This is a genomic window from Nonomuraea cypriaca (genome assembly GCF_015645445.1).
Lineage (GTDB): Bacteria > Actinomycetota > Actinomycetes > Streptosporangiales > Streptosporangiaceae > Nonomuraea > Nonomuraea cypriaca.
On the sequence record NZ_JADOGI010000406.1, the window covers coordinates 1 to 4,834 of the forward strand.

Consider the following 4,834-nt stretch of genomic DNA (forward strand, 5'->3'; position numbering starts at 1 on the left):
CGGCGTCACTCCTCGGCCGGCGGTTCCTCAGCCCGGGCCCGCTCCCCCACCCACACCGCGATCTGCGCACGCGAGGTGAACCCCAGCTTGGTCAGAATGTGCTCGATATGCCCCTCGGCGGTACGCTGCGAAATCACCAAAGAAGCCGCGATCTCCCTGTTCGTCAGCCCCTGCGCCACCAGAGCGGCGATCTCCCGCTCGCGCCGCGTCAACCGCGCCGCCGGCGCCCGGCCGTGCCGCCCGGCCCCGTTCTGGCCCCCGCCGTCCTCCCGCAACGCGTACGCGAGCCCCTCCTCGTACGGCATCCGCGCCCCATGCCGGACGGCGGCCCCGAACGCCGCCTCCCCCAGCGCCTGACGCGTCCGCGCCTCGCACTCCTCGTGATAGCCCGCCAGATGCCCGAACCCGGACAGCGAGGCCCCGAGCGAACTCCACACCGCGCGCACGACACCCAGCAGCCACGCGGCCCGCCGATGATGCCCCTGGGCCGCGGCGATCCACGCCAGCACCTCCACGGCCAGCCCCGCGCCCAGCCAGTCGCCGAGCGAACGGGCGAAGAGCAGGCTCTGCCGCTCCAACTCGGTCGCCCGCCCCTGGTCGCCCTGCCGCCACATCTCCACGCCCAGCGCCATCATCATGTACGCCTTGTGCCAGCGCTCCTCGTGCTCCTCGCACACGTTCAGGCAGGTCTCGGCCGCGGCCACCGCCGGCCGGGAACGCCCCAGGAACGAATGCGCCATCGACAGCCGGATGAGCGTCATCGCCTGCCCGGTCGGCTCGGCGGCGGCGCGGTGGCGGGCCAGCGCCTCCTCGTAGTGCCCGATCGCGTTCCCGGGCCGGCCGCCGCACATCTCGATCATGCCGGAGAACAGCGCCACGTACCCGAGGATGGACTCCTCGCCCAGCCGCTCGCCGATGCGGCGGCTCTCGCGCAGCAGCGCGGCGGCCGCCGGAAGGTCGGCCTGGATGACGGCCAGCCAGGCGGCGGCCCACAGCGCGCGGCCGCGGACCTCGCCCGGCTCGGCGTCGTCGGCCAGTCCCCGCTCCAGCCAGCTCCGCCCCTCACCCAGGTAATAACTGGTGATCCAGTGATAGAGCAGGTCGGCGGCCATACTCAGGCCGGCCCTGGGGTCGGCTGCGGCGAAGCACGACTCCAACGCCAGCCGCAGGTTCGCGTGCTCCACCTGCAGCCGGGTGAACCAGGCCACCTGGCCGGGCCCGAACAGCTCCGCCCGCGCCTGCGCCGCCAGCTCGCGGTAATAACCTCGATGCCGCCGGCGCAGCTCCGCCTCGCGGCCGTGCGCGCACAGCCGTTCGCGGCCGTACTCGCGCAGGGTTTCCAGCATCCGGTACCGGACGCCGTCCAGGTGGTCTTCGCGGATCAGCACGGACTTGTCCACCAGGCCGATCACCAGGTCCACGACGTCCTGGCGGGCGATTCCGTCCCCCGAGCAGACCGTCTCGGCCGCCTCCAGGTCCAGCCCCCCGGCGAACACCGAGACGCGCTCCCACAACAATCTTTCCTTGTCCGAACATAGGGCATAACTCCAGTCGATCAGGGCGCGGAGCGTCTGGTGCCGGGGCAGCACCGCCCGCGACCCGGCGGTCAGCAGCCGGAAACGGTCGTCCAGCCGGTCTAGCAGTTGCCGCGCCGACAACGCGCGCAACCGCACCGCCGCCAGCTCGATCGCCAGCGGCAACCCGTCCAGGCGGCGCACGATCGCGGCCACCACATCCCCGTTGCCATCGGTGACGGCGAACCCCGGCAGCACCGCGCGGGCCCGCTCGGCGAACAGCCGCATCGCCTCGCACTGCACCAGCGCCTCCAGCGACGCGCACCGCACGTCCCCATCGGGCACCGGCAGCGGCGCAACGGGCACCGCCTGCTCACCCGCGATGCCCAGCGCCTGCCGGCTCGTCGCCAGGATCCGCACCTCTCCGGCCGCTCGCAGCAAGGTCTCGGCCAGCACGGCACACGCGTCGAGCAGGTGCTCGCAGTTGTCCAGGATCACCAGCGCCTGCTTGTCACGCAGATGCCCGGCCAGCAGGTCCACCGGCGAGGCCGGCGTGACGTCACGGATCTCCAGCGCCTCGGCCACCGCCTGGACGAGCAGGTCTGGGCCGGGCAGAGCACCCAGCTCGACCAGCCACACACCGTCGCGGAAAGCGCGCCGCACCTCGTGCCCGACCCGCAACGCCAGCCGGGTCTTGCCCACCCCGCCACCACCGGTCAGCGTCACCACCCTGGACATGGACAGCAGTCGCCTGACCTCGGCCACCTCGTGCCGACGCCCCACAAAACTCGTCGCCTCCGCCGGAAGACCACCGCTGGGGCGGACTCGCGGAGGGCTGGTCGTCACCGCTGTCATGGTGTCTCATACGGCCCGGTCGGCTGGTCACCATTACGCCGAAACCTCACCGTCGTAACCCAGATTATGTCCAGGCCGCTATTTGGGGAGGTCCCGTAGAGAACACGCGGCCACATTTGACCCTGCCATGGGACGGCGCCGCCCTCACCTTGACACTCCGCATCCCCGCCCACATCGGGGCCCGGCGCCCGGATCCCCCCGAATCACAGGACGCGAAAAAATCCACTGCCCCGCCCCTCCCCATGGCAGGATTTGACCCTCACCCCACGTGACCCCGCATCGTGGACCCATGAGCCTCTCCGTAGGGCAGGCCGCCAGACTGGCCGGCATCACCGTACGCACCCTGCACCACTACGACGAGATCGGCCTGCTCGCCCCCGGCGAACGCACCCACGCCGGCTACCGCCGCTACACCGACGCCGACCTCGTCCGCCTGCAGCAGATCCTGCTCTACCGCGAACTCGGCTTCCCCCTCGAAGAGATCGCCGTCATCCTCGACCGGCCCGAAGCCGACGAGCTCACCCACCTGCGCCGCCAGCACGAACTCCTCACCCGCCGCGCCCAGCGCCTCGGCGCCGTCATCGCCGCCGTCGAACGCGCCATGCAGGCCCGCTCCCAGAACATCACCCTCACCCCCGAGGAACGCTTCGAGGTGTTCGGCGACTTCGAACCCGCCGACCACGACGCCGAAGTGGAACGCCGCTGGGGACACAGCGACCAGTACGCCCAAAGCCGCCGCCGCGTCGCCACCTACACCAAAGCCGACTGGCTCCAGATCAAAGCCGAGGCCGCCGGCATCAACGACGACCTCGTCGCCGCGTTCAAGGCCGGCCTGCCCGCCGACGGCGAACACGCCATGGACCTCGCCGAACGCCACCGCGGGCACATCACCCGCTGGTTCTACACCTGCACGTACGAGATCCACCGCTGCCTGGGCGACATGTACGTCGAGGACCCCCGCTTCACCGCCACCTACGACGCCCTGGCCCCCGGCCTGGCCGGCTACCTCCGCCACGCCATCCACGCCAACGCCCGCCGCGCCACCTGAAACCCCCCTTACATCCCCTTGCGGTTATATAGCCATGGCGGTATGTTCGTCGCCATGCGCTTCGACGTGCTGGCCGACCCCCAACGCCGCCACATCCTCGACCTCCTCCTCCAACGCCCCCACCTCGTCGGCGAACTCACCGACCACCTCGGCCTCACCCAGCCCGGCACCTCCAAACACCTGCGCGCCCTACGCGAAGCCGGACTCGTCACCGTCCGCAAAGACGCCCAACGCCGCTGGTACGAACTCCGCCCCCAACCCCTCGCCGAAATCGACACCTGGCTCACCCCCTACCGCAAACTCTGGAACCACAGCCTCGACCGGCTCGAACACCATCTCGACACCATGGAGGACCGACCATGAACGAAAACCTCACCCTCCACCCCGACGGCCGCACCACCCTGCGCATGCAACGCCGCCTCCCCCACCCCCCGGCCAAAGTCTGGCGCGCCATCACCGAACCCCAGCACCTCGCCCACTGGTTCCCCGCCGAGGTCACCATCGACGGCGACCGCATCGGCTACGGCGAAGGCCCCGACGGCCGCATCACCGAAATGAACCCGCCCCACGTCTTCGCCCACACCTGGCAGGACGACGAACTCCGCTGGGAGATCCACCCCGACGGCGAGGGCAGCATCCTCACCCTCACCCACACCTTCCCCGACCGCCACGGCGCCGCCAGCTTCGCCAGCGGCTGGCACACCTGCATCCTCGCGCTGCTCGCCAGCCTCGACGGCCGCTCCACCGCGCCGTACGCCACCGTGCAGCCGGCCGACTTCGCCCGCATCCACGAGGACTACATCGCCATCCTCGGCCTCGACCCCGTCGCCGCAGCCGACGACACCGCCGTCCGCCTCGAACGCCAGCTCGCCCGCCCCGCCGACGAAATCTGGCACCTGCTGCACGGCGGCGACGCCACCCCCGGCACCCCGCCGCCCGCGGCGTTCACCGCACCCGGCGTCCAGCCCGGCCCGGTCACCCGCACCGAGACCGGCAAACTCCTGGAGTACGACACGCCGGGCGGCTCCGTCCGCTGGGAGCTCGCCCAGGGCACCGGTCAGGGCGCGCGCCTCGTCATCACCCACTCCGGCGCGGACACGAGCACGGTCCACGCCTGGCGCGTCCACGTGGCGGAGGTGGCCGCCACCGTTGCAGGCTGATTTTCAGTGGGAGTGATCCTCACGAATCCACCCCACGCCCTTTACAATGTAGATCACATCAGGCGGTGAGGCCCAGCGCCGCGGCCGTCACCGCCCGAGCCCGCCCGGGGGCCGTCAGCAGATCGACCGAATCCGACAGCTGATCCACACACCCCGCCACCGGCAACCCCCTGATCACCGGATCCGATACCGACGCCATCAGCGCCTCGGCGAACCGGTCCCCGCCGATCACCTGGAACGGCCGGTCGTGGAACCCC

4 protein-coding genes and 1 pseudogene are annotated in these 4,834 nt (G+C 71.1%); 3 read left to right on the forward strand and 2 right to left on the reverse strand.

The genetic code is table 11. The features are described 5' to 3' along the window. Window positions 1-5: 5 nt before the first annotated feature. Window positions 6-2,360 carry an ATP-binding protein gene (locus tag ITP53_RS60860; protein ID WP_328818794.1) on the reverse strand — a complete coding sequence of 785 codons (2,355 nt, stop codon included), beginning with the start codon at window positions 2,358-2,360 and terminating at the stop codon, window positions 6-8. Window positions 2,361-2,658: 298 nt separating this feature from the next. On the opposite strand from ITP53_RS60860, the gene ITP53_RS53770 reads away from it, so the two are divergent. The 3 genes from ITP53_RS53770 to ITP53_RS53780 are packed head-to-tail and all read left to right on the forward strand — an operon-like array spanning window position 2,659 to window position 4,577. Next, window positions 2,659-3,417 (forward strand): MerR family transcriptional regulator, encoded by a 759-nt coding sequence (locus tag ITP53_RS53770; protein WP_195903207.1) that lies wholly within the window; start codon window positions 2,659-2,661, stop codon window positions 3,415-3,417. 42 nt (window positions 3,418-3,459) lie between these two features. Next, window positions 3,460-3,780, forward strand: coding sequence for an ArsR/SmtB family transcription factor (locus ITP53_RS53775; RefSeq protein WP_236052205.1), 321 nt, complete (start codon window positions 3,460-3,462; stop codon window positions 3,778-3,780). Further along, complete coding sequence (locus ITP53_RS53780) at window positions 3,777-4,577, forward strand: SRPBCC family protein (protein WP_195903208.1); 801 nt, start codon at window positions 3,777-3,779, stop codon at window positions 4,575-4,577. The genes ITP53_RS53775 and ITP53_RS53780 overlap by 4 nt, the downstream gene beginning before the upstream one ends. Before the next feature lie 58 nt (window positions 4,578-4,635). Here the strand turns inward: ITP53_RS53780 and ITP53_RS53785 are convergent. Then, window positions 4,636-4,834, reverse strand: a pseudogene (locus ITP53_RS53785) (DUF4037 domain-containing protein); the annotation flags it as partial.

What these genes read in the sequence shown, in the direction of transcription:
- ITP53_RS53770 (WP_195903207.1), top strand. Translation starts at nt 2,659, where the DNA reads ATGAGCCTCTCCGTAGGGCAGGCCGCCAGACTGGCCGGCATCACCGTA.
- ITP53_RS53780 (WP_195903208.1), top strand. Translation starts at nt 3,777, where the DNA reads ATGAACGAAAACCTCACCCTCCACCCCGACGGCCGCACCACCCTGCGC.
- ITP53_RS53775 (WP_236052205.1), top strand. Translation starts at nt 3,460, where the DNA reads ATGTTCGTCGCCATGCGCTTCGACGTGCTGGCCGACCCCCAACGCCGC.